26 protein-coding genes and 2 tRNA genes are annotated in these 26,318 nt (G+C 69.5%); 11 read left to right on the forward strand and 17 right to left on the reverse strand.

Annotation, left to right across the window (positions count from 1 at the left end; all coding sequences use genetic code 11):
- Positions 1-10: 10 nt before the first annotated feature.
- The 6 genes from FRANCCI3_RS02060 to FRANCCI3_RS26630 all read right to left on the reverse strand — a co-directional run bounded on the left by FRANCCI3_RS02060 (position 11) and on the right by FRANCCI3_RS26630 (position 3,799).
- A complete protein-coding gene (locus tag FRANCCI3_RS02060) occupies positions 11-481 on the reverse strand; it encodes a GGDEF domain-containing protein (RefSeq protein WP_049760819.1) in 471 nt (156 codons plus the stop codon).
- A gap of 12 nt (positions 482-493) precedes the next feature.
- On the reverse strand, positions 494-799 hold the full coding sequence (locus tag FRANCCI3_RS28890; protein ID WP_011434879.1) for a RyR domain-containing protein: 306 nt from the start codon (positions 797-799) through the stop codon (positions 494-496).
- Between the two features lie 27 nt (positions 800-826).
- Complete coding sequence (locus FRANCCI3_RS02070) at positions 827-2,326, reverse strand: NAD-binding protein (RefSeq protein WP_011434880.1); 1,500 nt, start codon at positions 2,324-2,326, stop codon at positions 827-829.
- 559 nt (positions 2,327-2,885) lie between these two features.
- Positions 2,886-3,194 (reverse strand): hypothetical protein, encoded by a 309-nt coding sequence (locus FRANCCI3_RS27695; protein ID WP_011434881.1) that lies wholly within the window; start codon positions 3,192-3,194, stop codon positions 2,886-2,888.
- A 285-nt stretch (positions 3,195-3,479) separates the two neighbouring features.
- On the reverse strand, positions 3,480-3,626 hold the full coding sequence (locus FRANCCI3_RS25850; RefSeq protein ID WP_173645823.1) for a hypothetical protein: 147 nt from the start codon (positions 3,624-3,626) through the stop codon (positions 3,480-3,482).
- On the reverse strand, positions 3,623-3,799 hold the full coding sequence (locus tag FRANCCI3_RS26630; RefSeq protein WP_157902454.1) for a hypothetical protein: 177 nt from the start codon (positions 3,797-3,799) through the stop codon (positions 3,623-3,625). Before FRANCCI3_RS26630 ends, FRANCCI3_RS25850 begins: the two co-directional genes overlap by 4 nt.
- A 267-nt stretch (positions 3,800-4,066) precedes the next feature.
- On the opposite strand from FRANCCI3_RS26630, the gene lysS reads away from it, so the two are divergent.
- On the forward strand, positions 4,067-5,518 hold the full coding sequence (gene lysS / locus FRANCCI3_RS02080; RefSeq protein WP_011434883.1) for a lysine--tRNA ligase: 1,452 nt from the start codon (positions 4,067-4,069) through the stop codon (positions 5,516-5,518).
- Positions 5,519-5,680: 162 nt separating this feature from the next.
- Here the strand turns inward: lysS and FRANCCI3_RS02085 are convergent, their stop codons facing one another.
- Complete coding sequence (locus FRANCCI3_RS02085) at positions 5,681-6,238, reverse strand: integrase core domain-containing protein (RefSeq protein WP_011434884.1); 558 nt, start codon at positions 6,236-6,238, stop codon at positions 5,681-5,683.
- 2 nt (positions 6,239-6,240) lie between these two features.
- Here FRANCCI3_RS02085 and FRANCCI3_RS23965 point away from each other — a divergent pair, with 2 nt between their 5' ends.
- Positions 6,241-6,414: a hypothetical protein gene (locus FRANCCI3_RS23965; protein WP_373420609.1), complete on the forward strand. Its 174-nt coding sequence runs from the start codon at positions 6,241-6,243 to the stop codon at positions 6,412-6,414.
- Between the two features lie 102 nt (positions 6,415-6,516).
- On the opposite strand, the gene FRANCCI3_RS02090 is transcribed toward FRANCCI3_RS23965, so the two are convergent.
- The 4 genes from FRANCCI3_RS02090 to FRANCCI3_RS02105 form a co-directional block, all read right to left on the reverse strand.
- Positions 6,517-6,607, reverse strand: a tRNA-Ser gene (locus FRANCCI3_RS02090).
- Between the two features lie 74 nt (positions 6,608-6,681).
- Positions 6,682-9,039 carry a [protein-PII] uridylyltransferase gene (locus tag FRANCCI3_RS02095; protein WP_011434885.1) on the reverse strand — a complete coding sequence of 786 codons (2,358 nt, stop codon included), beginning with the start codon at positions 9,037-9,039 and terminating at the stop codon, positions 6,682-6,684.
- A 250-nt stretch (positions 9,040-9,289) separates the two neighbouring features.
- On the reverse strand, positions 9,290-9,631 hold the full coding sequence (locus FRANCCI3_RS02100) for a P-II family nitrogen regulator (protein ID WP_011434886.1): 342 nt from the start codon (positions 9,629-9,631) through the stop codon (positions 9,290-9,292).
- Positions 9,628-10,917 (reverse strand): ammonium transporter, encoded by a 1,290-nt coding sequence (locus FRANCCI3_RS02105; protein ID WP_011434887.1) that lies wholly within the window; start codon positions 10,915-10,917, stop codon positions 9,628-9,630. The genes FRANCCI3_RS02100 and FRANCCI3_RS02105 overlap by 4 nt, the downstream gene beginning before the upstream one ends.
- Positions 10,918-11,181: 264 nt before the next feature.
- Here FRANCCI3_RS02105 and FRANCCI3_RS27245 point away from each other — a divergent pair, with 264 nt between their 5' ends.
- On the forward strand, positions 11,182-12,561 hold the full coding sequence (locus FRANCCI3_RS27245; RefSeq protein ID WP_011434888.1) for a C40 family peptidase: 1,380 nt from the start codon (positions 11,182-11,184) through the stop codon (positions 12,559-12,561).
- Positions 12,562-12,635: 74 nt separating this feature from the next.
- Here the strand turns inward: FRANCCI3_RS27245 and FRANCCI3_RS02115 are convergent, their stop codons facing one another.
- On the reverse strand, positions 12,636-13,328 hold the full coding sequence (locus tag FRANCCI3_RS02115; RefSeq protein ID WP_023839855.1) for a metal-dependent transcriptional regulator: 693 nt from the start codon (positions 13,326-13,328) through the stop codon (positions 12,636-12,638).
- Between the two features lie 264 nt (positions 13,329-13,592).
- On the opposite strand from FRANCCI3_RS02115, the gene FRANCCI3_RS02120 reads away from it, so the two are divergent.
- Together FRANCCI3_RS02120 and FRANCCI3_RS02125 are read left to right on the forward strand one after the other, a co-directional pair.
- Positions 13,593-13,817, forward strand: coding sequence for a DUF3039 domain-containing protein (locus FRANCCI3_RS02120; protein ID WP_023839854.1), 225 nt, complete (start codon positions 13,593-13,595; stop codon positions 13,815-13,817).
- Positions 13,818-14,035: 218 nt separating this feature from the next.
- Positions 14,036-14,108, forward strand: a tRNA-Arg gene (locus FRANCCI3_RS02125).
- A 117-nt stretch (positions 14,109-14,225) separates the two neighbouring features.
- Here the strand turns inward: FRANCCI3_RS02125 and FRANCCI3_RS02130 are convergent.
- Entirely contained in the window at positions 14,226-15,974 is a 1,749-nt protein-coding gene (locus FRANCCI3_RS02130) for a SulP family inorganic anion transporter (protein ID WP_011434890.1), read from the reverse strand.
- 341 nt (positions 15,975-16,315) lie between these two features.
- Between FRANCCI3_RS02130 and FRANCCI3_RS02135 the strand changes: the two genes are divergently transcribed.
- Together FRANCCI3_RS02135 and FRANCCI3_RS02140 are read left to right on the forward strand one after the other, a co-directional pair.
- Positions 16,316-16,663, forward strand: coding sequence for an ArsR/SmtB family transcription factor (locus FRANCCI3_RS02135; RefSeq protein WP_011434891.1), 348 nt, complete (start codon positions 16,316-16,318; stop codon positions 16,661-16,663).
- A 127-nt stretch (positions 16,664-16,790) separates the two neighbouring features.
- On the forward strand, positions 16,791-18,035 hold the full coding sequence (locus FRANCCI3_RS02140) for a hypothetical protein (protein ID WP_011434892.1): 1,245 nt from the start codon (positions 16,791-16,793) through the stop codon (positions 18,033-18,035).
- A gap of 531 nt (positions 18,036-18,566) precedes the next feature.
- Here the strand turns inward: FRANCCI3_RS02140 and FRANCCI3_RS02145 are convergent.
- Positions 18,567-19,007, reverse strand: coding sequence for a type II 3-dehydroquinate dehydratase (locus FRANCCI3_RS02145; RefSeq protein ID WP_011434893.1), 441 nt, complete (start codon positions 19,005-19,007; stop codon positions 18,567-18,569).
- 324 nt (positions 19,008-19,331) lie between these two features.
- Here FRANCCI3_RS02145 and FRANCCI3_RS02150 point away from each other — a divergent pair, with 324 nt between their 5' ends.
- From FRANCCI3_RS02150 to FRANCCI3_RS02160, 3 genes are all read left to right on the forward strand, one after another.
- Positions 19,332-20,498, forward strand: a complete 1,167-nt coding sequence (locus FRANCCI3_RS02150; protein ID WP_011434894.1) for a DegT/DnrJ/EryC1/StrS family aminotransferase — start codon at positions 19,332-19,334, stop codon at positions 20,496-20,498.
- The gene (locus FRANCCI3_RS02155) at positions 20,495-21,625 is read left to right on the forward strand and encodes a Gfo/Idh/MocA family protein (protein ID WP_011434895.1); all 1,131 of its coding nucleotides are present in this window, start codon (positions 20,495-20,497) and stop codon (positions 21,623-21,625) included. Before FRANCCI3_RS02150 ends, FRANCCI3_RS02155 begins: the two co-directional genes overlap by 4 nt.
- A 108-nt stretch (positions 21,626-21,733) precedes the next feature.
- On the forward strand, positions 21,734-22,495 hold the full coding sequence (locus FRANCCI3_RS02160; protein ID WP_023839847.1) for an HAD-IA family hydrolase: 762 nt from the start codon (positions 21,734-21,736) through the stop codon (positions 22,493-22,495).
- Here FRANCCI3_RS02160 and FRANCCI3_RS02165 read toward each other — a convergent pair.
- The 3 genes from FRANCCI3_RS02165 to FRANCCI3_RS02175 are packed head-to-tail and all read right to left on the reverse strand — an operon-like array spanning position 22,462 to position 25,413.
- On the reverse strand, positions 22,462-23,499 hold the full coding sequence (locus tag FRANCCI3_RS02165) for an ROK family protein (protein ID WP_011434897.1): 1,038 nt from the start codon (positions 23,497-23,499) through the stop codon (positions 22,462-22,464). The genes FRANCCI3_RS02160 and FRANCCI3_RS02165 overlap by 34 nt on opposite strands.
- A gap of 16 nt (positions 23,500-23,515) precedes the next feature.
- Positions 23,516-24,337, reverse strand: coding sequence for a shikimate dehydrogenase family protein (locus tag FRANCCI3_RS02170; protein WP_011434898.1), 822 nt, complete (start codon positions 24,335-24,337; stop codon positions 23,516-23,518).
- A 5-nt stretch (positions 24,338-24,342) separates the two neighbouring features.
- Positions 24,343-25,413, reverse strand: a complete 1,071-nt coding sequence (locus FRANCCI3_RS02175; RefSeq protein ID WP_011434899.1) for a 3-dehydroquinate synthase family protein — start codon at positions 25,411-25,413, stop codon at positions 24,343-24,345.
- A 270-nt stretch (positions 25,414-25,683) separates the two neighbouring features.
- Between FRANCCI3_RS02175 and FRANCCI3_RS02180 the strand changes: the two genes are divergently transcribed.
- Positions 25,684-26,136 (forward strand): MarR family winged helix-turn-helix transcriptional regulator, encoded by a 453-nt coding sequence (locus FRANCCI3_RS02180; protein WP_011434900.1) that lies wholly within the window; start codon positions 25,684-25,686, stop codon positions 26,134-26,136.
- Positions 26,137-26,318 lie beyond the last annotated feature (182 nt).

Below are 26,318 nucleotides of genomic sequence, written 5' to 3' on the forward strand. Positions count from 1 at the left end.
CCATGACGATTCATGGCGAGTCGCGAGGACGATGCTCCCGCCCGACCGTGCGTGCCGTCGCCCGGGTGCGCATCACCTCCGTACCCGCCAGCTCCACCATGGCGTCACCCACCTCGGCAGCGTCGGCCGGGATCGGTAAACCGAGCGCAGGTTCGGGTGAGCGTGCCTGGCCGGTCGGAGACGGCCCGGCCGACAGGGCCACTCCGGCGCTCACTGACATGCTGATCCGATGACCGTGCACGTCCAGCGGTCCGTCCAGGGAGGAGATGAGCCGCTCGGCCAGGGTCGCGGCCTCGGCCGCGGTAACGGGTCCGGTGAGGATGACGAACTCGTCCCCGCCCCAGCGCCCGAGAATGTCGCCGGGGTGGAGTATTTTCGAAAAGCGGCGGGCGGCGGCATCCGGAACGGCATCGCCCATCGGATAGCCGAAGGAGAAATTGACTCGACGAAATGCATCCAGGTCACGGAAGGTCGGGGTCAAACGGTCGGCAGGTCAGCTGCGTCGACGGACAATATGGAATCCCGCCTCGGCCAGAATCATCGGTATCAGCCTGATGGTCTCGTGGTCCTTCTCGCGACTGGGGGCATCAAGGTCGTCCCACGGTACAAGCATGGGATGAGTTTTTCGATCGTTGTCCCGGTGGGGTCCGTACCGCCACCCGTTAGCCTGTCGCTCGACCATCCACCGCTCGTGTTCCCGCTTCGCGAGAATTTCAACCTCGTTGTGCTGCGCGTCGGTCACACTGAAAGAAAAAGGATCGTCTCGGACAGCGCCGGCAACGATTCCACAGCCGATCATGTCGAGTTTTCGGCGGATGTCGCGGGCTTATTCGTAGTTGGCGTTGCGAAAATCCTCCGAGAGATTTTCCCAGGCGACGAGCGCGCGGTTTTCTTCCGGTCTTTCGCCGGCTTCCATCCGCCGCCGGCAGTAGTCTCGGTGTATTCCTTTGGCGAGCTGTTCGACCTGGGGATCCTGTAGCTGGTCGGGATCGCAGACGCGGTCCAGCAGTGGAAAAACGGTGAGGCCACGGTAGAGGATGTCCAGCGGTCGCGCGCCGTCACCGCTACCGAAGGCCTGCCCGAAGGGAGTCATGCGATCCACCCGAACGATCACCTTGCGGTGTCCGGGCAGCCGGGACACCGCAAGAGCCTTGCGTAACGCCAGTTCCTCGTCTTCGTAGCAGATGAACACCAACTGCATGGCTCCTTCCGGGGCGTATCCATCCAGAAGACCGTTCAGGTCGACCTCGTCGGAACCCGTATCCTGGCAGATGGTGTCTACCATCGCCTCGACGAGGCCATAGCGGGTCTGCAGCAGCCTCAGTACACCGCTGGCATTCTTGTCGATGAGGGTCACCTGCATCCGCGACGTCGCACCTACCTCTCTGCGGCGCCGCGCGAGTTCCAGGAGCAGCTCCCGGCCGAACGGGCCCATGCCCACTACCACGACGGACAGACCAAGGGGCGCGAACGCGATCCGTTCGTCGTCGAGCAGAAGACTTGCACCGAGACGGGCGGTGTTGAAGAACTCGACCGTGAGACGACCGATGTGTTCCCTGCCGAGCAGAAGCGTCCACAGGGCGTCGAGCACGTCAGGATCCGACTCCTCCGCGTAGCATGTCAGCGGGCGGTGGCGCTGGCGTGACACCTGCTCCGCCGCCGCGACGACAGCGGCGTTATATCCGGACGCAGTCCCACACACGTACAGTTGGTCGGCCCGGGCCACGCCAGCCCGCCGTAGCACATCCCCGCGACGCGCATCTCCTCGTAGCAGGACCAGACCAAGACGGCGGGCGTGTTCCGCGATTTCGATACTGTCGACGTCATCGATCAGTACAACCTGGCGGGACGCGGCCCGCAGGCGTTCCGCGAAGGCAAGCGCCGTCGGTCCGCTGCCACAGATGACCGCGTGCCCCCGGGACAGCGTGGCCTGGAGGGCGGCCATCGGTTTGACCAGCGTATCCGCGAGTACATAAGCAGTGGCCGCAGGCGCCAGGAAGCGGGCGATCTCAAAGGAGATCGGGAGACCGACATCATTGGGTAGGTCTGGTGGCTGGACGAAGAAAAGCCCCAGGCTGCCGTAGGCGATGTCGGTGGCGCTGAGGCCGGCGCCGGGGCTTCGGGACAGCTGCCAGAGCCCGACCATCCCCAGACTGAATGCTGAAACCGCGGCAAGCAGACATAGGCGTCGCCAGCCGGCGGGCGGCTGGAACAGTCCGTTGAACATCCAGCGGACGGTCCGCACCGGGTGGCGCATCCGGGAGGACACGACTACCACGGCGCCTTCCATGTTCCGAAAAATGATCAGCAGAACATCATAGAACACGGTGCCTACCAGCCTCCTGTTTCCTCCGCCAGCCAACAGTTCAGCCAGGCCCCGGGACCGGGCGTCGGGAGGTTTCGTCGGGGAGCCGGACCCGTGATTGATCTCTCCCCGATATTCATCGACGAGATATTCCGACGACCGGGAAAGTAGCGGAATCGAGGTCCGCCGGGGTGAGGATTCAGCGGATGAATCAACGGTGGCCGGCGGCCGGCGGCTCGCCGGGCATGGCCCCCTTCCGCAGCACGCGGCGCCGCACTCACACCCACCCCTCTCACCGGTGCCCGGCAGGAACCGGCGGAAGCGGCCACCCTGGCCTGGCGTGTGCCGTGCTCGCCTGCTCCCGGTCTGGGTCGCGCGGCTGGTCCCGGCCTGAGCCGAAAGGCTCCGGACCACGGCGCGGCTCACGCCGCCTTGCCCGGTTGCCGTCAAGAACGTCCCCGTCAGTCATACCCGAAACGTCCCCATCAGCCATACCTGATCGCTACTCAGCCGGGTCAGGATAACGCGAGTGGCGCAACGCCAGCCATCACTCACAGGTACTGAGCTTCAATGCCTGGAGTCATGTTGGCCGCAGCTCCTCCCAGCCCAGGCCGGTTTCGGCGAGGAACCCCAACAGCAACGCGGGCCGGTACCGCAGCCGTTTCAGTCCGTGTTTGGCCGCCTGGTGGACATCGTCGAGGCTGCGGGCGGCCAGGTTCACCAGGGCGGTGCGCTTGAGCTGGGACCACACCCCTCCGCCGGATTCAGCTCGGGCGTGTAAGCCGGCAGCAACACCGTGCTCACCCAGCCGGCGTGCTCCCGCAGGAACGCGGCCATGATGCGTGTCGCCCGGGCGGCGCTTGCAGCCCGGCACGGTGCGTACTGCCATCCTGAACGGAGCCTACGGTGCCGAGCCCGCGGTCCGCTACGCGCAGGTGTCTGGCGGTCGGCTGCCAGGACAAGTTCTCGGGCCTGCTGGAAAGCGCGAGACTGCCGGCATGGTGAGAACTCGAACCCGCCCAGGCCTGTGCTGGCGAGCGTCTCGCCGACATGCTCCGCAGATGCGCGGTCAGTTCAAGGTCATGGGCGCGGCGGTTCGGGCCGCAGGCGAGAGGCCCGCGGCTGCGAGCGGCACCGTTCCCAGAGCGTGAGGTAGGCGCGGGCCATCTGGTGGTCAGTGAAGGTGCTCACGGCCGCCTGGCGTGCCCGTATTCCCCAGCCGGTGGCGCAGGACCGGATCATCCCGCAGCCGGCACAGCGCAGCGGCCAGGGCGGCCGGGTCGCCGGCGGGCATGAGCAGCCCGGTCGCGCCGTCGATCACTGCTGCGGAAGCTGATCGACGGCGACGACCCGCAGATCGCAACCGGCCACTCCGGCCGTCAGGCCGGCGGCCAGCATCGGCGCGCACGCCCACGGCACACACCGGTTGACGTGCAGGACATCGGGGCGTACCCGGCGCAGCAACCGCCCGTGCGCGCCAGTCCCCCCGCGCACGACATGGACGGACGCGCCGCCGCGCCGGCGGCAGGCGACCCATTCGACCGGCCCGGCGTCGGGACCGGCATCTGGTGGAAGCCATGATCGACTACTGTCGGGATGGGCTACGCCGGCTGCGGTTCGCTGAGGGTCGGTAGGCTGGGGCAGTCATCTCTGGAGTAGTCATCTGCAGGATGGCGATCCGTCATCTGGCCCGCCCGGGAGCGTTCACGAAACGCCACCCTCGTGGCTAGCTGGTGCTTTCTGCGGCAAGAGGGTGTGTTGATGTCGATCGAGGAGTCCGGGGTAACCGAGGCGGCGGGGCCGCGGTCCGGCTACCGGACCGACGCGGTCGCGGCCGATGCCGCAGCCGCTCCCGACGGGACGGCTGTCCGTCTCGCCGGCCGCGTGGTCCTGTGGCGCCGTATGGGCGGGCTGATCTTCGGGCATCTCCAGGACCGTAGCGGCCGGGTGCAGGTTTCCCTGTCCAAGACCGATCTGGGCGCCGAGGTCGTCAAGGAATGGTCCCGGGCCGTGAAGATCGGCGACTTCGTCGGGATCGCCGGCAGCCTCTACACCACCCGCCGCGGCGAACGGACCGTCGCCATCTCCGAGATGACGGTGCTGAACCGGACCGTACGTGCCCTTCCGGACAAGTGGCAGGGCCTGTCCAACGTCGAGGCTCGTTACCGCCGCCGCTACCTCGACCTGCTTGTCAACGCCGAGTCCCGGGAACGCTTCCAGACCAGAGCGAACATCATCAGGCGGATTCGCCGTCTCCTTGACGACAACGACTTTCTCGAAGTCGAAACCCCGATTCTGCAAGAGGCAGCGTCCGGTGCCGCGGCCCGCCCGTTCATCACCAGGCACAACGCCCTCGGTGAGGACTTCTACCTGCGGATCTCCCCCGAGACCTATCTCAAGCGGATCGTCGTCGGCGCCTATGACCGCGTCTACGAACTTGGCCGCAACTTCCGCAACGAAGGCATGGACTCCTCGCACCTCCAGGAGTTCACGATGCTGGAGTGGTACGCCGCCTACTGGGACTATCGCGACAACATGGCCTTCGTCCGCGAACTGATCCTCACGGTCCTCGACGACGTCCTCGGCACCCGGGCGGTTACCTACGAGGGTGTCAAGCTCGACTTCGGCGCAGACTGGCCGGAGATCGACTACCGGGCCGAGGTGGAGCGGCGCACCGGCATCGACCTTACCGTTGTCCGCGATCTTCCCACTCTGCGTGCCCGAGTGGCCGAGCTCGGCTTGGACGTCGGGACCTCCCCGTCCTACGCCGGCCTGGTAGACCTGCTCTACAAGAAGACGGTCCGACCCGATCTCGTCCAGCCGTGCTTCCTCGTGCACCACCCGGCGGAACTGGTCCCGCTGGCCCGGCGCAGCGACACCGACCCCACCGCGCTTGACATGTTCCAGGTCGTGGTGAACGGCGTGGAGATCGTCAAGGCTTACTCCGAACTCGTCGACCCCGCCGAGCAGCGGCAGCGGCTTGAGGAACAGGCCGCGCTGCGGGAGGCCGGCGACGACGAGACCATGATGCTCGAAGAGGACTTCATCGAGGCCATGGAATACGGGATGCCCCCGATGTCCGGCCTCGGGCTCGGCATCGACCGGTTCGTTGCCCTGCTCACCGGCGCCCCGACCCTCCGCGACGTCGTCCTCTTCCCCACCATGCGCGGCGCCCACAAAGACCAGACAGCCCCCGTTGAAGATGACCTGTGACGGGGGCCCCTAAAGAAACTCTCGAACACGTCGCCGCCGACCGCTACAGAGCCCTCCCACTCCTTGCTACCAGAGTGCGGGCCAGTGCTCCGGTCTTCAGGCCGGGGGTGAAGGCCCGCGTGTGGGGTGCGAGAACTCGGCCACCGGCGTTGGCCTGGTCTTTTAGGCGGCTCGTTCGTATTCGTTGATCAGGCCGCCGAGGACGGGCTGACGTTTGATCCGTTCCTGGCTCAGGTCCGCGGCGGGGTGGTCGGGCCGTGGTCGTTGAAGGTCGCGGCCGCGGTGGGGGCGTCGTCCGTTGTAGCGCCGTGCGTACTCGGCCAGGACAACGCGCAGGTGCCGTTCACCGAAGATCAGCATCCGGTCGGTGACCTCGGTCCGGACGGTTCGGACTAACCGTTCCGCGTAGGCGTTCGCCCGCGGGGTCCGGGGTGGGATCCTGATCGCGGTGATGCCGGCGTCGGCGAGGAGCGCGTCGAACGACGCGGTGAACTGTCCGGCGCGGTCACGGACCGGGAACCGGAAGTCGGCCGCCCGGTCACCGAGGTCCAGGAGGAGGTTCCGGGCTTGTTGGGTGCTCCACGGTCCGTCGGGGTGGGCGGTGACCCCGAGGATGTGGACGGAGCGGGAGCCGACCTCGATGGCGAAGAAGCAGTACAGACGCCGCGGCGATGCCCCTTCCCCCGATCCGCTTTCACGACCTTCGACCCGGGGCGGCAACGATGCTCCTCGCGGCCGGAGTTGACATGAAGCTGGTCGCCGATGTGCTCGGTCACGCTTCGTCGAACTTTACCCGAGATGTCTACGCGGTCGTGGCCGAGGAGTTGGCGGAGGCTGCGGCGGTGGCGATCGAGGAGTTCGTCCCCCGGCGGAGCCGGAGAGCAGGCGCCGGATGAAGATCCACGCCGTTTGTTCCATCCACGTTCCATCCGCCGGCCATCCTGATCTTAAGGAAAGACCGGGCGTCTCGAACGTATGTTCAAAACGCCTGGTCGACGCGGAGGCTCGGGGATTTGAACCCCGGAGGGGGTGTATGCCCCCAACCGCATTAGCAGTGCGGCGCCATAGACCGGACTAGGCGAAGCCTCCCAACGTGCCTGCTCATCATAGCGTCTCCCACGACGGTGCTGACGCTCGGTCCGAGCGGATCCCGGCGGGCTGGATCACGTCTGTGTGGTCCGGCCCGCCGATTCCGCGCGGTCTATGGGTTCCATCGGTCCCAGGGCCGCGAGGATCGCGTCCGCGATCTCACGGCGCCGTCCGCCGTCCGCCACCGGACCACCATCGGCCTCCCGCACGTAGAAGGCGTCCACCACGTCTAGTCCGAGGGTCGCGACGATGGCGGTGGCGACATCGAGTCGCAACCCGGACAGCGCCCGTACGATCCGGTACAGCACGCCGGCCTGGTCTGGGGCGCGCACCTCGATCACGGTCATCGATCCCAGGTCGTCATCGAAGATCACCTGAGGGGCGCCGGGCGTGGTCCACCGCCTGGCCCCGGCGTAGTCGCGTTCCCGGGCGGCGAGCCGACCGGCGACGTCGAGGGTGCCGGCGAGCGCGGCCCGCAGGTCGGCGAGCAACCGCGCCGGTTCCGGTACCCGTTCGTGCGGCGCCGCCACGGCGGCCTGCAGCAGCGCCCGACCGCCGTTCCTCCGGGCCGAGGCCCGCCGGATGTCCAATCGGTTCAGCGCGAGGACACCAGCGATGATCGCCAGCAGCCCGACGTGGTCGGCGTTGACCACCACGATCTCGAACATGCCCTCGTCCGGCAGCGGATTGACCTGGACGACGTGCTCGTCGGGCAGCGCGAGCAGGCCACGCTGCCGATCGTCGAGGCTCGGGGGAGACGGGACCCGCTCGCCGCCGAGGACGGCTCGGGCCCGCTCGACGAGGTCACCGATCAGCCGCGCCTTCCAGGCGTTCCACGCGGTCGGACCGGTGGCCCGGGAGTCGGCCTCGGTCAGTCGGTGCAGCAGGGTGAGGATCCGCACGCTGCCGGCGGACGCGGCGACGCTCGCGATTGTCCCGGGATCGTCGATGTCCCGCCTGGTCGCGGCCTCGCCGAGAAGCAGGTGGTGGCGGACCATGGCGACAAGCACGTCGACGTCCTCGGGCGGCAGGCCCAGCCGCGGGCCGATCCGTTCGATCTGCACGATGCCCGCGTCGGTGTGGTCGCCGGGGAAGCCCTTACCGATATCGTGCAGGAGGGCGCCGAGCAGCAACAGATCCGGCCGGTCCACCTCGCGGGTGTGCGCGGCGGCCCGCGCCGCGGCCTCCATCAGATGCCGGTCGACGGTATAGCGGTGGTAGGGATTGCGTTGCGGTCTGCTGCGCACCGCCGCCCACTCCGGGATGAGCCGGACGAGCAGCCCCACCTGGTCGAGGGATTCCAGCACCCCCACGGCCGCGTCGCCGGTGGCCAGCAGCGCGACCAGCGCGTCACGGGCGGCGTCAGGCCAGGGGTCGGGCATCGGTGGGGCCTCCCGGGCCAGCCGGTCGACGGCGTAGCGGCCCAACGGGAGCCCGCTTCGTGCGGCCGCGGCGGCGGCCCGCAGCACCAGGACCGGGTCCTTCGCCGGATCGACGTCCCGGGCGAGCTGGACCTCGCCGTCCTGGTCGACCACCCCTTCGCCGAGGGGGCGGCGGGCCGGCCGCCGGCCGCCACCGCGCCACCGCGCCACCGACCGCAGGCCGGCCGCGACCCGGTACCAGGTGGTGTCCCAGGTCCAGGAGATGGCGCGTCCGGCGTCGGCGACCGCGTGCGCGAGCGCGAACGCGTCGGCGTAGCCGAGCATGGTGGCGAGCGACTCGGAGTCCTGGAGCAGGAGCCGATCGTGGGCTCGTCCCCGGCTCAGCCGGCGGATCTCGCCGCGGGCATCGAGCAGCACCTGACCGGCGGCGATCACCCGCGCGGGGGGGGACTCGGCGACCCAGGCCGCCGCGAGGGCGTGCAGGGCATGGACGTCACGCAGCCCGCCGCGGGATTCCTTCAGGTCGGGTTCGAGCAGGAACGCGACCTCACCGAGTCGGGTGGCCCGTTCCGCGACGGCCTCGGCGAGCTCGGGTAGTCGTTTCGGAGCATGGGACCGCCAGCGGGCGCGAGCCCGCTGGGCAAGCTGCGTGGCCAGCGTCGCGTCACCCGCGACGTGGCGGGCGTCGAGCAGGCCGAGCGCGGCCTTGAGGTTACCGTCGGCCACCATGATGGCCTCGTCGACGGTGCGCACGCTGTGATCGAGACCCACCCCCGAATCCCACAGCGGATACCAGACCGCGTCGGCGACGGCGGAGATGTCGTTCCGTTTGCCGTCGTGGACGAGGACGAGGTCGAGATCGCTGCCGAACGCGGGTTCCGCGCGTCCGTAGCCGCCGACGGCCACCAGGGCAATTCCCGGTCCGGGATCGCCGAACAGGTCGACTAGGGCATCGTCGGCGAGGTCGGTGAGGATGCGGCGCAGCCGTGGGCCGGTCGCCGTGGGCAGGTGCTCGGAGCGGCCCTTGAGGATCTCCAGGCGGTCCGTCATGGCTGTCCTCCTCCGTTCGGCCGTCTGGCCGTGATCGATCTCGGGTCCGGATCGATCACGGCCAGTGGAGCGCCGAGCCGAGGACACAGAAACGCGCACCAGCGCAACTGTGGTCTCGGGTGGTACCAGCTCGTGCGGTGTCGCGGGTGGTGCGTGGTGCCGGGTGCCGGGGGTGCGTGGTAACAGTGATGGATGGAGTCGGGTGGTGCGATGGAGCCGTGCCGCGGTGGCGTTGCCACGCCCGGCACTACTACAGCGCGTCCGCCCCCCGCTCGCCGGTACGGACCCGTACCACCGACTCGACCGGAACGACCCAGATCTTGCCGTCGCCGATCTTGCCGGTCTGCGCCGACGACGTGATCGCCGCGACCAGATCGTCGACCGCCCCGTCCGCGACGACCACCTCGATCTTGATCTTTGGCACGAAGTCGACCTTGTACTCGGCGCCGCGGTAGACCTCGGTGTGGCCCTTCTGCCGGCCGTAGCCCTGGACCTCGGAGATCGTCAGTCCGTGCACGCCCAGGGTCTCGAGCGCCGCCTTCACGTCGTCGACCTTGAACGGCTTGATGACGGCGGTGACGAGCTTGGTCATGCCTGGGCCTCCTCGGGCACCTTGACGGGGCTGATGCTGCTCGTGGACAGCGAGCCGCTACCGCCGATGGACGTGAAGCGGTACGCCGTCTCCCCGTGCAACGCCTCGTCCATGCCGGCGATCTCGTCGTCGGCGTTCAGCCGGAGACCGATGGTGTACTTCAGGGCGAGAGCGATGATCGCCGTCACGACGGCCGAGTAGCCCAGCGTCGCGCCGACGGCGAGCGCCTGTTCCCCGAAGACGCTCCACGGGCCGCCGTAGAAGACACCGTCCTTGCCGGCCTCGTTCGTGTCGACGGTGGCGAAGAGGCCGGTCAGCAGGGCTCCGAGCACACCGCCGACCAGGTGGACCGCACCGACGTCGAGCGAGTCGTCGATGCCGACCTTGCCCTTGATCGAGGTGGCCAGGGCGCAGACGACGCCGGCGATGCCGCCGATGGCGATCGAACCCATCGGAGAGACGAAACCACAGGCCGGGGTGATGGCCACCAGACCCGCGACCGCGCCGGAGGCGGCTCCCAGGGTGGTCGCCTTGCCGTCGCGCAGCTGCTCGACCGCGAGCCATCCGAGGATCGCGACGCCGGTCGCGATCTGGGTGTTGAGCAGGGCGTATCCGGCGACCTTGTTGGCGCCCAGCGCGGAACCCGCGTTGAACCCGAACCATCCGACCCACAGGATGCCGGTGCCCAGGAGAACGAACGGGACGTTGTGGGGGCGGAAGTCGCCGGTCGGCCAACCGGCCCGCTTGCCGAGGACCAGCGCCAGCACGATCGCCGCGATACCGGCGTTGGCGTGGACGACCGTGCCGCCCGCGAAGTCCATCGCGCCGCGCTCGAACAACCAGCCCTTGCTCGCCCACACCCAGTGTGCGATCGGCGAGTAGACCAGCAGCGACCAGAGCGGGATGAAGATCGCGAAGGCGCTGAACTTCATGCGATCGGCGATCGCGCCGGTGATGAGGGCGGGCGTGATGATCGCGAACATCAGCTGGAAGGCGACGAACACGACGTACGGGATCGCGCCGTCGCTGCCGGAGAGGTCCTGGAGAGCGAAGAAGTCGAATCCGCCCCAGAAGCCGTTACCCTCGCCGAACGCGACGCTGAACCCGATGACCGACCAGATCAGCGTGACGATCCCGATGCAGAAGAAGTTCTGCATGATCATTCCGAGCACGTTCTTCGCTCGGACCATGCCACCGTAGAAGAACGCCAGTCCGGGCGTCATGAACAGCACGATCGCGGAACTGATGAGCATCCACGCGGTATCGCCCGAATTCAATTTGTCCATGTCTCTCCTGTCATTCCCCGCGCGATGCGCGGACTGCGCTCACCCGGTCCCCGGCCACGCTGCGCTCGTCCCGGATCCTCGGGTCCGAAGAGTCGGCAAGATCTGTTCCCGACCTGTGTCTTAGCTGTTTCTGGCATGTGAAATCGCTAAATTGGGTGGCCTGTGACCCGATCTCATCGGCTGGCGGTGGGTGCTTGGAGACTCTCCGCTCGTCGCGGCGTGCTTCCGTGACTGTATAACTGCATAGAGTTACCGTCCGGCGGTGTGAGCAGTGTCCCCACGGAGGGCTGGCATAGCGCCGGCGAACCGCGCCCCGGGCCCCGCCGTCCCCGTGATGTCCCGCCATCCGGGTTCGGCCGGCGAACTTCGAAACACGTCGCAAGGCAGACTCCCGCCGCCGGCCCGACCGACGATCCCCAGCCGACCGGGAACGATCCGACCGGATGGCGTCCGAAAGCCGGAGCGCCCATTGTTCTCGGACTGGTCGGCATTCTCGTCGCCGGACCTCCGGTTGTCTGGGGGTTTGCCGGATCCGCCTGGGCGGCGCCGACGACTCCGGCCTCCGGGTCGGCCCCGGAGAGCCCGGAGAGCCTGCAGAGCCTGCAGGCGGAGATCAACGGTACCCGGGTACGGCTGGACGAATCCACTCGTCAGACGGCGATTGCCACTGAGGTGTTCAACGCCGAACGTATTCGGCTGGCCGAGGCCGAGCGGGCCGCGGCTGCCGCGGCCGGGCGGGTCGACCGCGCTGACGACGCTGTACGGCAGGCCTCGGACAAACACCGGGGGTTGGCGGTGTCGGCGAATCGGGCCGGGGGATTCGGGCAACTGTCGTTGCTGCTGACCGGCGACCCCCGACAGGTACTCGACCGGGCCGGTGCGGTCGATGCGCTGGCCCGCCGGCAACGCGTGGCGGACACTGGCCTGCGGCTCGCGCGTCGGGATCTCACCGAGGCACGCCGGAGCGCTGACGTGGCACTTGCGGGCAAGAGGAAGATCGTCATGCGGCTCGCCGCACGTAAGCGGTCCATCGAGGCGTCCGCCGCCGAGCAGCGCAGCCTGCTGCAGCGGCTCGAATCCCGCTACGCATCGCTGGAGCGGCGGGCCAGGGAGCGCCAAGCCGCCGCCGCGCGGGCCCGCAGGGCGGCGGCGGCCGCCGCCGCGGCATCGGCGGCCAGGAAGGCCGCGGCCGAACGGGTCCGTTATCGGAAGGAGTCGGCCGCGGTCGCGGCCGCGGGCCGGGCGTTCGCCGCGGCCCCGACTACCCCGGCACCCATCCCGCCGACGGGCGGCGGTGGCGCGTCGCGCGCGGTGCAGGAGGCATACGCCCAGCTGGGCAAGCCCTACGTGTGGGCTGCGGCGGGGCCGAAGTCCTTCGACTGCTCCGGCCTGACGCAGTGGGTCTGGGGGAAGGCCGGGGTCTCGCTGAGCCACTACACCGGATCACAATGGAATGAGGGGCGCCGCGTGAACCGGGCGGGCCTCATTCCCGGCGATCTCGTCTTCTTCCATGCCGATCTTGATCATGTCGGGATCTACATCGGGGGCGGGAAGATGATCCACGCTCCGCGGACCGGGGAGGTGGTCAAGGTGGAGAAGATCTGGTGGTCGAGCTTCCGGGGGGGTGTGCGGCCGGGAGCGTGACACCATCGGCCGCTGGCGGAAGCGATCAGGATGGCGACGGCGACGGTGCCGTGGGCGACGACTCAGCGGTCGACTCAGCGGTCGACGTAAACGAGAGCCGCGGTGCTACGGCTGATCTCCGCGTCGGTCTGGCCGTTGGGAGTGACGATGTGGATCAGGTTGCCGCGGGAGCCCGGCGTGATCTGCGCGCCGGGGACGATCGCGGCGTCCTGAAGCCGGCGCATGATGCTTTCGTCCGTCTGCAACCGCTCGGAGATCCAGCTCACCGTGACCGGCCTGCCACCACCGGACGAGGCGAGGTCGGCCGACGCCAGTAGGCTCACCGGGGCGGAAGCCGGCCGTGCCGTGGTGTGGTGCTGCTGGGAAGGCGGGATCTCGTTACCGAATGGGCAGCGCTTCGGATCGCCGAGCAGGACGGTGAGGCGCGCCTCGACCTCGTCGGAGATTACATGCTCCCACCGACAGGCCTCGTTGTGTACCAGCGCCCAGTCCAACCCGATGACCTTCGTGAGCAGCAGCTCGGCCAAGCGGTGCTTGCGCATGACGGCGGTGGCCCGCAGCAGGCCCTTCTCCGTGAACTGCACGGTCCGGTCGTCGGCGAGGCACACCAGCCCCTCGTTGGCCAGACGAGCCGTCGACTCGCTCGCGGCCGGCGCGCTGACATGCAGGCGCTCCACCAGACGCGCGCGCAGCGGGGGGATGCCCTCCTCCCTCAGCTCGTACAGGGTTCGGAGGTACATCTCGGTACTGTCGATCAATCCAGTCACCGGTCTCCTTCGTCCTCTCCAGGGTACGCTCAGCCTGGGACTCACAAGAGCCATCTGCCCCCCGAAGACCATGCCGGCTGGTCGGTTTCGATGTCCCGTCGGTCCCTTCCCCCGGACCGGGGTCGGTGTTCCACGACGTGTTCCATGGCCTCGGTTCGGCGGGTATGGCCTCGGTCCGGCGGCGTGTCCTCGTGCGGCACCCGTCCCGCGCGCGGGCTTGCACCCAGGGCCGGCATCGGCGCCCGCGGCACTAGACTCGACGCCATGAGCACGACTCAGATCGCGCCCGAGACATCGAACACCCAGACGGACGAAGGTGACGATCACTCTCACTACGCTCGTCGTGAGGAGATCGTTCGCGCGTCCATCGAGGGTGGCCGGGTTACGGCGTTGTGCGGCTACAAGTTCGAACCGGTGCGGGACCCCTCGCGTTTCCCGATCTGTCCGAAATGCAAGGAACTCGTCGAGATGGCCGAGCAGTTCGGCTGATTGCGCTGCGCCGGTACACAGTGCCGGGCGGCCACGGTCCTCGATGGCGGTCATTAGCCTTCGGTAATAATCGGTCGTTGCGGTAGATCGAGCGTGCCGACGGGCTGTGGACGGTGTGCGGATGCCTTGCCGATCGGGATCCATGGTGTCCCCTCGGGCCGGCTGCTCCGCGGCCCCGTATGATCTGTTGCACGAGCCAGACCCGGTGTCCCTCGCCGGCCCCAGTAGCTCAGTGGATAGAGCGACCGCCTCCTAAGCGGTAGGCCGCAGGTCCGATTCCTGCCTGGGGCACATCCGTCATGTCGATCGCCAGCCTCCGGCTGGTGGGACCAGAGTCCCCTGTGGGGCGGGCTGCGTCGCGAGCCGCGCGACCGCGGCTAGCGCCGCGTGGGCTAACGCCGCGTGGGCTCAGGTGGGGACGGCAGCCAGGGCGCCGGTGTGGTGGAGATGGTCCCGGGCAGCCTGGATGGCCGACGGGGTGGAGTCGAACAGGCGTCCCTGGCCGCGCAGCCGGTCCACCAGACCGACGGCGGCCACCGCTTTGGCATGCTCGGGTCGCAGCCCCGACACATACACCTTGACGCCGCGGTGTTCGAGCCGGTCGATGACGTCGCGCAGGACGAGGGCGCCGGTGCCGTCGACGGCGCTGACCCGGGACAGCCGGAGGATGAGGATCTCGACGTCGGCCACCTCGGTGAGCTCCAGCAGGAAGCGGTGGGCGGCGGCGAAGAACAGGGGGCCGTCGATACGGTAGGCGACGATGTGCTCGGCGAGTAGCGCGTGTTCGGAATCGTGATGATCGCCGGGGTCCAGCGGCACCTCCTCGACCCGCGCGGTTCGGGCGATTGCGCGCAGGGCGAGGGCGCCGGCGACCGCGAGGCCGAGGACGACGGCGATGACGAGGTCGAGCGCCAGGGTCGCCCCGGCGGTCAGCGCCATGACCAGGGCATCGGAGTGTGACGCACGGCCGAGGGTGCGCAACGAGGAGACCTCGACCATCCGCACCGCCGTGGCGAGCAGAACACCGGCGAGCGCGGCGAGCGGGATGCGCGCGACCAGGGGAGCGGCTGCGAGCATCACCCCGGCGAGGACCACGGCGTGCGCGAGGGCGGCGAGCCGGGACGAGGCACCCGAGCGGACGTTGACCGCGGTGCGGGCGATCGCGCCGGTGGCGGGCACCCCGCCGAACAGCGGGACGGCGAGGTTGGCCAGCCCTTGGCCGAATAGCTCCCGGTCGGGGTCGTGGTTCTGGCCGACGGTCATCCCGTCGGCCACACTGGCCGAGAGCAGGCTCTCCAAGGCTGCGAGCGCGGCCACGGCGACGGCGGCCGTGGCGAGCGTCGGGATCGCGGTGATGTCGAGGAAGCCGAGCGAGGGACCGGGCAGGGTGGCGGGGATTGCGCCGAGGGTCGTGACGTCCCACTCGCGGGCCGTGACGAGGGCCGTCGCGAGGGCCACGGCGAGCAGCGAGAACGGGACCGTGGGCCGCAGCCGGGCGCCGACCAGCATCGTCGCCGCGACGCCGACGGCGAGCGCCAGCGCGAGCCAGTGCGGCCGGTGGACGAAGTCGGCCACGGCCGCCCAGGCCACGCCGGTCACCCGGTCACCGTTTCGGGCGTGCACCCCCAGGGCCGAGGGAACCTGCTGAAGGAAGATCACCGCGGCGATGCCGACGGTGAATCCCTCCACCACGGGCGCCGGCACATATCGCACGGAGCGGCCGACCCGCAGGACCGCGAGCGCGAGCAGGATCATCCCGGCGAGCAGCCCGACGGTCAGCACACCAGCCGGCCCGTGCCGGTGCACGATCGGCACGAGCACGACGGTCATCGCGCCGGTCGGCCCGGACACCTGCAGGTTCGACCCGCCGAAGACCGCCGCGAGAGCACCCGCCACGATCGCCGTCACCAGTCCGGCGGCCGCGCCGAGGCCGGAGGAGACCCCGAATCCCAGCGCGAGCGGCAGCGCGACCACCGCGACGGTCATCCCCGCGAGCAGGTCACGGCCTGGCTGGCGGCGCATGCTCTCGATATCGGCCCGGCCGGGCAGGAGCCGGCCGAGTTCCAGCCGGCCGAGTGGCCTGGGCCAGCGTGACGGGGCCGTCCTTATGGGGGCGGGGCAGTGGGGCCGGGGGTCCTCGGCCTGCCCCGTCGTCATCTCGATGCGGATCCGATCCTCCCATATACTGGGATGAAAAATTGAAGGTTTCTTCAATTTACATGCTAAAAAGTATGGAGTGGGCGAGATCTCGGACACAGCGGCCCCCGCAGAGCCGTGCCGTGCGATAAAGAGCTGTTTCCCGACTCCGAAGTGTGGTAACGAACAGTTGATAAATTCTGTAACTGGCGGGGAGGTCGCCATCGGGCGCGAACGGGTCGTGGCGCTACTCACCGTGCCGGCGTGATCTCTGGGTGGGCGGTCGCCGGTACTCCGGCCAGGCCGGTACCTCGGCCGGTAGGCCTCGGCCGGAGCTGCGTGGGGTCGACGGGAGGTGGCTCGTGACGAGGCGGGTTCCGCTGTACCAGGCTAAAGCGGAGTTTTTTCGCATGCTTGGCCATCCGGTGCGAATTAGGGTGCTGGAGTTGCTGCAGGACGGGCCGATGCCGGTGCGGGATCTCCTGGCCGCGATCGAGGTGGAGTCGTCGAACCTTTCCCAACAGCTCGCGGTGCTGCGCCGGTCCGGGATCGTGACCGCGACGCGGGACGGCCCGACGGTGGTGTACGCGCTCGCGGGCGGGGACGTGGCGGAGCTGATGCGCGCGGCCCGGCGGATTCTGACCGAGATGGCGGCCGGGCAGGCCGGACTGTTGGCCGAGTTGCGCGAAGCGGAGACAAGCCCCTCATGAGCATGAAATGTGGTGGACCGATGCCCGGGACTCCCGCAGGTGGGACTCCCGCGGAGGGGAGCCCCGCCGAGGGGCCGGCTGGGGGACCGGCGCGCACCGGACGGAGTCGGGCACGGGTGGAGCCGGCGTGACGCCCCCTGGTCCGGCCGGTCCGGCCGGTTCAGCCGGAGTCAACCCCGCCTACAGCGTCACGGTCCGCGTTCCGCACCGGGCCACGATGATCATCGAGGCGGTCGTCGCCGCAGCCCCCGGCCCCGTGACGTGCTACGCGGACGAGCCGGACCCCGGGGGCGGCCGGCGGATCACGTTGGATGCCGACAGCGGGTCCACATTGACCTGGCTGGTCCGGGCGCTGCGGGAGCGGCTGGGTGCCGACCTGTTGCAGACCGAGGATCCCGTCTTCACCGTCGCGTCGACCGGCAAACTCGCCCAGTGTCTCCGCGCGTCGGTCACGACCGGTCACGATCTTGCGTTGTTGGACGCTGACGCCGACCGCCGCGTCATCAGTCACCTGGCCATGCACCCGACGCACACCGACCGGTTCACCGGCCGGCCGCGTCGAGTGGCGCTGCTCACCGACGGCAGCGCCGTCTTGGACTTTGAGCCGCTGGCCGCCGAGGCGGCCCTGCCAGCGGTCGAGTCCCAGGCGGTCCACCTACACCGGGCGACCGGGTTCGACGTCATCCCCATGCCGATCGCAGCCCGTACCGCCGCCGAGCTCGCCGCGGCGATCGGCATGATCGCTCCGGGATTCGCCGCCACCGTCCTGGTCCACACGCATGTCCGCCGCATCGACGCCGCCCGCGCCGCGCTGCGGTCCGCCGCCCCGCATCTGCTGCTCGACACCGTCAACGACGGTCTCGCCGTCGCCGCCGCGGCCGCGGTCCTCAACCATCTCCGGGCGCGTGACATCGCGCCGGGGCGGGCCCGCGTCGCCGTCGTGGACCCGGCTCGGGGCGGCGATCTCGCCGGCTTACTGATCGGTGTCGGCCTCCACGAGATCACCCTCTACGATCCGGTCGACTACGGCATCCAGCCGCTGCACCTGCTTGCCCCCGAACTCGATCTGATCGTCGACCTGATCGGCTTGGCGGCGCCGCCCAAGGGCGTTCCCGTCCTGCGGATCCGCCCGGAGACGCCCCCTCCGCTGGCCCGCGCCACCTCGGGCCCGCGTCCGCTGCACGCGCTGCCCGGACTGCTGCGGGCGGTCGTCACCACTCGCCGCCCGGTCACCCCCGCTGCCCGCCTCGCCGCCGTGCACGCCCTCGTCGGTCAGACGCCGCCCGGCAGCGTGCTGCCTCCCCTCGACCATCCACGGCTAGCCCCCGCCGTTGCCGCGGCAGCCACCCACGCCCTCACCGCGCAGGAGTAGCTCACCGCGCTCCCGGCGGAGGTGGTCGCCTGGAGGTGGTCACCTGGTAGGGGGTGGTGGGGCCCGCCACTGCCAGGCCCACCGACAGGTCCACTGCCAGGCCCATCGGCGAATCCCGGCGGATGATCGTCCGTTGGGAGGACCGTTCCTCATGAACGGGATGAACGGGGTGCGTTGTCATGGGCGGCACTCTCCCGCCGGCATTGCGGATGCGGAAGTACGACGGCCCCGGTCCGATCTTTGCGGCATATCACTCAAAAATATCCTAAAGGGTCATACGGCCATATTCCAGCAATGCGCCACCCTGCTTCTTCGGCCTGCCGGGAAGCCCGAGTCGGACCGACACGGCCGAGGAACCGACACGGCCGAGGAGATGACACCGGGCCGAGGGCGCTCGTGCGTCCGACGCCGGCCGGCCCGGCGCTGGGGAGTTCCACGTCGCGGGTGGCCTGGTCACGTCGGGAAGGGGATACGAACGCCACTTCGCGTGACCAGTCATCCGAAGAGTCGTTCCCGGTCCGGCGGGACGTCTCAGCTCGGCGCGGGGACGAGGTCCAGCAGCGCCTGAGCGGCAAGCTCGTATCCGAGGGCCCCCAGGCCGACGATCACTCCCCGGGCGAGTGCCGAGAGAATGGATTCGTGCCGGAAGGACTCCCGAGCCCAGACATTGGAGAGATGGACCTCGATCCACGGGTTCGGATAATTGGCCAAAGCGTCACGAAGGCTCCAGCCGTACATCATCAGCGCACCTGGATTGACGATCGCACCGATCGAGTCGTAATTATCCTGAATAGTGTGGATCAATTCACCTTCGGATTCACGTTGTACGGAGACAAGTTTCCATCCGCGGTCCGAGATCCGAGCCGCGACGGCCGCCTCGATATCGGCCAGTGTCGCCGTGCCGTAGACTTCCGGCTGGCGTCGGCCGAGTATGCCCAGATTGGGGCCATTCAGGAGAAGTAGCGTGGTCACGGCGCCTCACAGACATGCTGGCCGGCTCGATGGTCGGCGTTTCTGATCCGGAACCCCACATTTATAGCAAAGCCACCTGCTGGACACCCGCAAGCAGAAAGGGCCAGCTGGGGTGTTCTTCTCAAGTCTATCTGTAGTCAGTCCGTTGATATTAGCGTGTCATGTCCGGGGGCGATGGGGAACCCGGGGGTACCGAGGTACCGTCCGTCATGCATCCTCTCGCGTAGATTCCTTCGCCGATCGCGATAATGGAACCGTCGACGGAACCTCGATCCCGGCGCGAAGAACAACGATACGGTCACGGGCAAGAAAAGGGTGGGGATCATGATCGGTAGAGCACGGCCAGCGCCGGAGTTGCCGGCCTGGCCGCAGTACTCCGACGAGGAGCGCGGTGGTCTGATCCGGGCGTTGGAACAGGGCCAGTGGTGGCGCATGGGCGGCAGTGAGGTCGACGCTTTCGAGCGGGAATTCGCTGCCTACCACGGGGCCGGCTACGCCCTCGCCGTAACCAACGGGACGCACGCGTTGGAGCTCGCGTTGCAGGTCCTGGGGGTTGGACCCGGCAGTGAGGTCATCGTGCCGGCGTTCACCTTCATCTCCTCCTCGCAGGCGGCCCAGCGCCTCGGCGCGGTGGCCGTGCCGGTCGACATCGACCCGGGCACGTACTGCATCGGGGTCACCGCCGCGGCGGCCGCGGTGACCCCGCGCACTCGGGCGATCATGCCGGTGCATATGGCGGGCCAGGTCTGCGACATGGACGCCCTGGCGAAGCTGTCCGCGGATGCCGGGGTTCCGCTGATCCAGGACGCGGCGCACGCGCACGGTGCGCAGTGGCAGGGTAAGAAGCTCGGCGAGCTGGGCTCGGTGGCGGCGTTCAGCTTCCAGAACGGCAAGCTCATGACCGCCGGCGAGGGCGGCGCCGTCACCTTCCCCGACGCCGAGCTGTACGAACTCGGCTTCCTGCGGCACAGTTGCGGGCGGCCACGCACGGACCGCCGGTACCTCCACCAGACCTCCGGGTCGAATTTCCGGCTCAACGAGTTCTCCGCCGCGGTCCTGCGTGCCCAGCTCGGCCGCCTGGCCGGCCAGATTGACACGCGTGAGGAGCGCTGGCCGGTGCTGGCGGGCGCGCTTGCCGACATCCCGGGCGTCGTCCCGCAGGGCCGCGACGACCGGTGTGACCGCAATCCGCACTACATGGCGATGTTCCGGTTGCCCGGGTTCAGTGAGGAGCGCCGCAACGCGTTCGTCGACGCCCTTGTGGACCGCGGGCTGCCCGCTTTCGCCGCGTTCCGGGCGATCTACCGGTCCAACGGCTTCTGGGAGACCGGCGCCCCGGACGAAACGGTGGACGAGATCGCGAAGCGCTGCCCGAACACCGAGGCGATCAGCGCGGACGGCGTCTGGCTGCACCATCGGACGTTGCTCGGCACCGAAGAACAGATGCACCAGGTCGCGGCCATCGTGGCCGAGACCCTGGCCGAGCTGTGAGCCGAGGCGAGACCGGCAACCCCACGCGGACTCCGCTGCGGGTCGCCGTGGTGGGGCTGGGCTGGGCCGGCCGGTCGATCTGGCTTCCCCGGCTGCGAGAACACCCGGAGTTCGTCGTGGTCACGGCCGTCGATTCCGATTCCGGGGCCCGCCGGGCGGCGGCCGGGGCCGACCCGGGCCTGGCCGTGCTCGCCGACGTCGACGAGATCGACCGGACTCAGGTCGACCTCGCGGTCGTGGCGGTGCCCAACCACCGGCACGCCGACATCGCAGCCCGGCTGCTGAGCGCCGGTATTCCGGTTTTCCTGGAGAAGCCGGTGTGCCTGAGCTCGGCCGAGGCCGACCGGCTCGCGGCGGCCGAGCGCGCGGGCGACACCATCCTGCTCGCTGGGAGCGCCGCGCGGTACCGGGCGGATGTCAGCCGGCTCTACGAGCTCGCCGACGGGCTCGGTGCCATCCGGCACGTCGATCTCGCCTGGATCCGGGCCCGGGGCATTCCCGACGCCGGTGGCTGGTTCACCCGGCGGGACCTCTCCGGCGGCGGAGCCCTGGTAGACCTCGGCTGGCACCTGCTCGACACCCTCACCCCGCTGCTGGGCAGCGTCCGTTTCCAGCAGGTGGTCGGGACGATCTCGGACGACTTCGTCAGCGACGGCTCCTGGGTGGCCTCCTGGCGTCACGACGATGGCACCGGGCCGGCTGTCGGCGTCGGCGGTGACGTCGAGGACACCGCACGTGGCTTCCTGGTCACCGAGAACGGGGTCTCGGTGTCGTTGCGGGCGAGCTGGGCCTCGCACGAGGCCCGGGACGTCACCCTGATCAACGTCGAGGGTGCCGCGGGCACCGCGTCGCTGCGCTGCACGTTCGGTTTCGGTCCAAACCGGCAGGATCGTTCGGTTCTGACCCGCACCCGGGCCGGCGAGACCGTGGCGGTGCCTGTGCCCGACGAACCGATCGGAACGGAGTACCGCCGCCAGCTCGATGAACTGCCCGCGCTGCTGGCGGATCCCGCGTCCCGGGGGCGGGCGATCGAGGAGGTCCGCCCGACGATCGCCGCCATCGAGAGGTTCTACGACTCCGCGCGCTCGCACCGGTCCGTCGCGCCGCTCGCGCACGCGACTCGCTGAGGTCACGCATCCACGACCTGTGTCACGACCTGTGTCACGAATATCGAACGGCACCCAACGTCGAGCCCGGGGGGGCACGTGGGAACTGAGCTGAAACCCTGGTCGGCCATGACCACCACCGGGACCGGTGCGGGGACGACCATCGGGACCGGTGCGGCGTCCGGAACACGGAAACGTGCGGTCATCTTCGATCTCGACGGGGTGCTGGTCGACAGCTTCGGAGTGATGCGGCAGGCGTTCACGATCGCCTACGCCGAGGTCGTGGGTCCCGGCGAGCCCCCGTTCGAGCAGTACAACCGGCACCTGGGACGCTACTTCCCGGACATCATGCGGATTATGAATTTGCCGCTGGAGATGGAGGAGCCGTTCGTCCGCGAGAGCTATCGGCTGGCCCACCAGGTGGTGCTCTTCGAAGGGGTCGCCGCGCTGCTGCGGAGCCTGCACGAGCGCGGCCTCGGGCTCGCGGTCGCCACCGGCAAGGCGGGTCCACGGGCCCGGCACCTGCTGGGTGAGCTCGACATTCTGCCGATCTTCGATTATGTCATCGGCTCTGATGAGATCGCCCGTCCCAAGCCGGCGCCGGACATCGTGAACCGGGCACTTGAGCTGTTGGGCGTGGCGCCGAATGAGGCGATGATGATCGGGGACGCGGTCGCCGACCTGGAGAGCGCGCGTGCGGCCGGCGTGATGGCGGTGGCCGCGCTGTGGGGCGAGGCGGACGGCGCCGAGCTGGTCGCGGCCGGGCCGGACGCGGTGCTGCGCCGGCCCGCGGAGTTGCTGTCCCTTCTCCGGCCGCACCCGGTCGAACCCGCCGGCACCGCCGGTGTCCCCGCGGCTCAGGCCAGCCGGCCGATCCTCGCCGGCGACTGAGCCGCCAGGAGCGCTCCGAACAGGGAGGACAGGCCGCCCAGCAACGCTGGGCGGACGGGCGCGGGCGGATGTCCCGGACGGGCAAGGGTCTGGGCGTGCTCGGCGACCGCCCGCGGAAATCCAGGCAGGCCGGCCGCGAACCCGCCGCCGACCACCGCCATCGCGGGATGCAGCAGTTCGGTCAGCCCGATGACGGCCGTGGCGATCGCCGCGGCACTCTCGCCCACCGTCCGCACCGCCCAGGCGTCGGCCGCGAGCCAGGCTGCGCGCAGTTCGGCGAAGGTCACCTCCGCACCACGCCGCTGGGTGGCCCGGCGCAGGGTGGCCGGCCCGGACGCGGTTGCCTGCACACATCCGCGGCGGCCGCAGTCGCAGCTGGGCCCGTCGGACGAGATGATCAGATGTCCGATCTCGCTGGAGCCGCGACCGGGCCCCGGGCAGGACCGGCCGCCGAGCACGATCCCGCCGCCGACGCCCGTCCCGACTCCCAGGTAGACCACGTTCTCACAGCCGGCCGCGTCCGCCTCTGCGAGCGCGGCCAGATCGCCGTCGTCGCCGCAGACCACGGTGCTGCCCGGCAGCAGATCCCGCAGCGCGGCGCCGAGGTCGAGCCCGGTCCAGGCCGGCCGGCCCGGCCATGTTGTGACCCGGCCGGCGGCGTCGATGGTCGCGGGCATCGCCACGCCGACGGCGTCAACCCGACCGCCCCATCGGGCAGTCAGCGCGGCAACGTGTGCGGCGAGATCGTCGATGTCCTGGGTGGCGGTCGCCGACGGCGACCACTGGAAGGTTGTCTCCACCGGCCTGACGGGACCCTCCGGTCCGCTCGGCCTGCTCGGGCCGATCTGCTCGTCGCCTCCCATCGGGTTCGTCCCGGCCTGTGCGGCCCCGGCCTGTGCTGTCCTGGCCTGTGCTGTCCTGGCCTGTGCGGCCTCGATGCGCAGCGCGACCTTGGTGCCGCCCACGTCGATACCCAGACAGCCGGTTGGGGATGGTGCACGCATGAGCCCTCGCAGGTCGTCAGGCGGGTGCCGCCGGGACGAGATCGAAGAACGAGCGGTAGAAGCCGATCTGGTGGGCGAGCATGTGGATGCCCGGATGGGTCGGCAGGCCGAGTGCGGCCGCGGCCCGCAGCAGGCGGGTGTCGGGCGGTTTCATGATGATGTCCGCCACGACGCAGCCCGCCGCGAGCCCATCCGGCGGGAAGGGGAGCGGATCGTTCGGACGCAGGCCGAGCGGCGTGGCGTTCACCGCGAGATCGACATCGTGCAGCAGGGGTGTCGCGACGCCGACGGCGCGGTCCGGCCAATGCTCGTCGAGGCGGGCGAGCAGGCCGTCGCGCTTCTCCCGATCCGGATCGTAGATCGACAGCCGTGTGCTGCCGGCGTCGAGCAGCGCGGCCGCGATGGCGCTGCCGGCGCCGCCCGCGCCCAGTAGCGAGACCCGCGTTCCGGCCACCGGACGTCCGGCGGCCGTCAGTCCCCGGACGAATCCCGCTCCGTCGAAGTTGTCGGCCTGCCAGCGCCCGGACGGGCCGCGGCGCAGTGCGTTGGCGCTCCCGCTGATCGCGGCCGCCGGACTGCGTTCGTCGGCAAGGGCGCAGGCGGCGGCCTTGTGCGGAATCGTGATCAGGATGCCGTCCAGGTTCTCGATGCGCCGGAGTCCATCGAGCACGGCGGGGAAGTCCGCCTGCCGGGCGTGCACCGGTACGAGGACGGCGTCAAGCCCGAGTTCGTCGAACAGCGGATTGAGTAACGACGGCGCCTGTACCTGTTCGACGGGATCCCCGACGACGGCGAACAGACGGGTGGCGCCCGTGACAGCATGCGCGGCCGGTGGCACGGGCGTCAGGCCAGCGGCCCGCGCGGCATGTCGCCGAGCGTCTTCATGACCAGGTCCTCCGGAATGTCGCCCACCAGCTGTGGGCCGTCCGCACCGTCGAGCACGAAGGTGAGGCCGGTGTTCGTCGACTTCTTGTCCAGACGCATCACGGCGACGAGTTCGGCGGCGTCCGCCTCGGTGGGCAGGGCCGTCGGCAGCCCGTAGCCGCGGACCACGTCCAGGTGCTCGCGGACCCGATCGTCCCCGATCCGGCCGAGCTCCCCGGCGAGACGGCCGGCGAACACGGTGCCGATCGCCACCGCCTCACCGTGGCGCAGCACGAAGTCGGTGACGCGCTCCAGGGCATGCCCCAGGGTGTGGCCGTAGTTGAGGATGTGGCGCAGGCTTGAGTCCCGTTCGTCCCGAGCGACGACGGCGGCCTTGAGCGCCACGCTGGCGGTGATCTGCTCCGTCACCGGCAGACCGCGCAGGTCCCCGGTGCCGATGAAGTGGGCCCGCGCGATCTCGCCGTAGCCGTTGATCCACTCCCGCCGGGGCAGGGTCCGCAGGTGGTCGGTGTCGCAGAGGACGGCGCTGGGTTGCCAGTAGGCACCGAGGAGGTTCTTGCCGGCGGGCAGGTTCACCGCCGTCTTCCCGCCGACGCTCGCGTCCACCTGGGCGAGCAGGGATGTCGGGAGGTGTACCACCGCCACGCCGCGGTGGTACAATGCCGCGGCGAGCCCGACGACGTCCGTGGTGGTTCCCCCGCCGCAGGAGATGACGACGTCCGACCGGGTCAGCCCGAAAGCCGCGAACCGGCCGCAGAGCGCCTCGACGTTCGACAGGTTCTTGTCCGCCTCGCCGTCCCGTGCGGCCAGCCGCAGTACCGGCACGCCCGGGTCGGGAACCGCGTCCTGCGGCCGCGCCGAGACGATGACGGCCCGCCGGGCGCCGATCCGCGCGACGATGTCGGGCAGGATTCGGCGGACCCCGGGACCGATATCGATCGGATAGCTGCGTGAGCCGAGGTCCACCGAGACCCGTCGATGATCGGCGGTGATCTGCTCGATCGGACTCGTCCGCTGTGCTGTGAGCATGCCCGTCACGGTGTGCCTTCCGGATCCGCGGTCGCGTGCTGGCGCCTGCCTGGTGCCTTGCGGTGGTTCTGCACGGGGCCGCCCCGGCAATTCTGCCGTGCCCGGCAGTCGCACCCTTCCGCCGGGTCGGGTGTGAGCCATCGCACTTCCTCCTTCCGTGCGTCTTCGTCGCTCCCGCGCGCCACCGACGCCCCGCGTGGGTCGGTGCCCCCGCGTGGATCCGCACCCCGCACGAATTGGTGCATGGTGCACGCAGAGTAGGGTCGTGTGGTGGGTTCAGACGACGGCGCGAGGCTCGCGACAGCGCTCGGACTTCTCCTGACCCGGCCGAACCGGACGCGTCTGTTCGGGGAGTTGCTCTCCTCGGCGGACGTCGGACTCGACGAGGCTGTCTACCCCGTGCTCAACGGTCTGGCCCGTACGGGCCCGACCACGGCGCGCAAGCTGAGCATGGAGATCGGCATCGACCGTTCGGTGGTGAGCCGGCACAGTGATCGTCTCGAGGCGCTCGGGTTGCTGCGCCGTTCGGCCGATCCCGATGACGCCCGCGCGGTCCGCCTGACGCTCACCGACGAGGGCCGGGCCGCCATCGATCGCTCTCGGCGTCGGCTGGCCGACGTCTTCCAGCGCATGCTCGACGACTGGCCCGCCGAGGACGCGCGTGCCTTCGTCGCCGGCATGGAACGCTTTGTCGCGGAGCATCTTGCCGGTCGGGACCGGTGACCAGGCCGAACCAGGGCAGCGGACGGGGGAAGATTGCAACCTTCGTCGCCATCGCGACGACGCTCATCGGTGTGATCATCGGGATTGCCGTTCACGGCTCCTGACGGCTTGGCCTTTTCTGGTTCGAGGAACGGGTGACGGGTGTTGTCAACGGATGTTGTCAACGAGTGTTGTTAATGCTT

The sequence above is a fragment of the Frankia casuarinae genome (assembly GCF_000013345.1).
Classification (GTDB): Bacteria; Actinomycetota; Actinomycetes; order Frankiales; family Frankiaceae; genus Frankia; species Frankia casuarinae.